1 rRNA gene is annotated in these 3113 nt (G+C 48.4%); it reads left to right on the top strand.

The window, feature by feature from the left end:
- Nucleotides 1-126 precede the first annotated feature (126 nt).
- Nucleotides 127-3038: ribosomal RNA gene (locus DC077_RS10525) — 23S ribosomal RNA — on the top strand.
- Nucleotides 3039-3113 lie beyond the last annotated feature (75 nt).

Raw genomic sequence — 3113 nt, 5'->3', positions numbered from 1 at the left:
CAATTTGATAAAATGAGTTAACTTAAAGTGAAACGTTATCATGTTACATTCGTAGGAGAATTGAAGAGCTATTTGTCATATAGTTTGGACGATTCATTATTATAATGAGTCTAATCCCTATTATATGGTCAAGTGAATAAGCGTACATGGCGGATGCCTTGGCGATTACAGGCGATGAAGGACGTGGAAGTCTGCGAAAAGTTTCGGGGAGCTGGCAATCAAGCTTTGATCCGGAAATGTCCGAATGGGGAAACCCGCACAGGCTTAAAACCCTGTCATCCTTTTACTGAATCTATAGGTTTAAGGAAGCGAACCTGGTGAACTGAAACATCTAAGTAACCAGAGGAAAAGAAATCAATTGAGATTCCCGCAGTAGTGGCGAGCGACCCGGGAAGAGCCGATATGTGATAACTTATTGTATAGAAGAATCATCTGGAAAGATGAGCCGTAGTGGGTGATAGCCCCGTATTTTAAATACAGTAAGTGGTACTAGGCATATCAACAAGTAGGGCGGGACACGAGAAATCCTGTCTGAACATGGGGGGACCATCCTCCAAGGCTAAATACTCGTAATCGACCGATAGTGAACAAGTACCGTGAGGGAAAGGTGAAAAGAACCCCTGTGAGGGGAGTGAAATAGAATCTGAAACCGTGTACGTACAAGCAGTGGGAGCCCTTTTTAGGGTGACTGCGTACCTTTTGCATAATGGGTCAGCGACTTATATTCTGTGGCAAGCTTAACCGAATAGGGGAGGCGTAGGGAAACCGAGTCTTAATAGGGCGTCAAGTCGCAGGGTATAGACCCGAAACCAGGCGATCTACCCATGGCCAGGCTGAAAGTTAGGTAACACTGACTGGAGGGCCGAACCCACATCTGTTGCAATAGATGGGGATGAGCTGTGGGTCGGAGTGAAAGGCTAATCAAGCTTGGAGATAGCTGGTTCTCCCCGAAAGCTATTTAGGTAGCGCCTCATGTAATTTACTTCCGGGGGTAGAGCACTGTTTCGGCTAGGGGGTCATCCCGACTTACCAACCCGATGCAAACTCCGAATACCGGAAAGTATTATCATGGGAGACACACAGTGGGTGCTAACATCCATTGTGGAGAGGGAAACAACCCAGACCGCCAGCTAAGGTCCCTAAATTATCGCTCAGTGGTAAACGATGTGGGAAGGCATAGACAGCTAGGATGTTGGCTTAGAAGCAGCCACCATTTAAAGAAAGCGTAATAGCTCACTAGTCGAGTCGGCCTGCGCGGAAGATTTAGCGGGGCTCAAGCGATATACCGAAGCTGCGGATGTATATTTTAAAATATATGTGGTAGGGGAGCGTTCTGTAAGCCTGTGAAGATGGACTCGTAAGAGCTGTTGGAGGTATCAGAAGTGCGAATGCTGACATAAGTAACGTTAATGCGTGTGAAAGACACGCACGCCGAAAGACCAAGGTTTCCTGTTCAACGTTAATCGGAGCAGGGTGAGTCGGCCCCTAAGACGAGGCAGAGATGCGTAGTCGATGGGAATCAGGTTAATATTCCTGAACTCTCGTATCATGCGATGGAGGGACGGAGAAAGCTAGACCAGCTGGTGATTGGTATACCAGTGTAAGCAGGTAGGCAGAGATCTTAGGCAAATCCGGGATCTTAATGCTGAGATGTGAATGCGAGGAGGTTACGACCTCCGGAGTGGTTGATGCTATGCTTCCAAGAAAAGCTTCTAAGCTATAGTGATATGAGAACCGTACCCCAAACCGACACTGGTGGTTGGGATGAGAATTCTAAGGCGCTTGAGAGAACTCGGGTGAAGGAACTCGGCAAAATCGTACCGTAACTTCGGGAGAAGGTACACCTTCCTTGGTGAATGCTTTACGCAGTAAGCTGAGGAGGGTCGCAGTGAAAAGCTGGCTGCAACTGTTTATCAAAAACACAGGACTCTGCAAACACGAAAGTGGACGTATAGGGTCTGACGCCTGCCCGGTGCTGGAAGGTTAATTGATGGGGTTAGCGTAAGCGAAGCTCTTGATCGAAGCCCCAGTAAACGGCGGCCGTAACTATAACGGTCCTAAGGTAGCGAAATTCCTTGTCGGGTAAGTTCCGACCTGCACGAATGGCGCAATGACGGCCAGGCTGTCTCCACCCGAGACTCAGTGAAATTGAAATCGCCGTGAAGATGCGGTGTACCCGCGGCAAGACGGAAAGACCCCGTGAACCTTTACTATAGCTTTACAGTGGATTTTGAATCTTTTTGTGCAGGATAGGTGGGAGGCTTTGAAGCTAAGACGCTAGTTTTAGTGGAGCCATCCTTGAAATACCACCCTGAAAGTTTTGGAATTCTAACTTAGATCCATCATCTGGATTAAGGACATTGTATGGTAGGTAGTTTGACTGGGGCGGTCTCCTCCGAAAGAGTAACGGAGGAGTACGAAGGTACCCTCAGCCCGGTCGGAAATCGGGCTATTGAGTGCAAAAGCAAAAGGGTGCTTGACTGCGAGACAGACACGTCGAGCAGGTACGAAAGTAGGTTTTAGTGATCCGGTGGTTCTGTATGGAAAGGCCATCGCTCAACGGATAAAAGGTACTCCGGGGATAACAGGCTGATTCCGCCCAAGAGTTCATATCGACGGCGGAGTTTGGCACCTCGATGTCGACTCATCACATCCTGGGGCTGTAGTCGGTCCCAAGGGTATGGCTGTTCGCCATTTAAAGTGGTACGCGAGTTGGGTTCAGAACGTCGTGAGACAGTTCGGTCCCTATCTGCCGTGGGCGTTGGAAATTTGAGAGGAGCTGCTTCTAGTACGAGAGGACCGAAGTGGACGTATCTCTGGTGGTCCGGTTGTCATACCAATGGCATAGCCGGGTAGCTACATACGGACGGGATAACCGCTGAAAGCATCTAAGCGGGAAGCCCACCTCAAGATTAGATTTCCCTAGGGGTTTAACCCCTCTGAAGGTCCGTCGAAGACTACGACGTTGATAGGTTGGGTGTGTAAGTGCAGTAATGCATTGAGCTTACCAATACTAATTGACCGTGAGGCTTGACCATATAATAGGTCTTAGACAATTTTGATACGAGACATGATCGTTTCCAAAGTTGACGCGAATACAACAACTTAAGCAA

It is taken from the genome of Ignatzschineria cameli, assembly GCF_003121895.1.
GTDB lineage: Bacteria > Pseudomonadota > Gammaproteobacteria > Cardiobacteriales > Wohlfahrtiimonadaceae > Ignatzschineria > Ignatzschineria cameli.
This window is presented reverse-complemented; position numbering and strand designations above follow the sequence as displayed.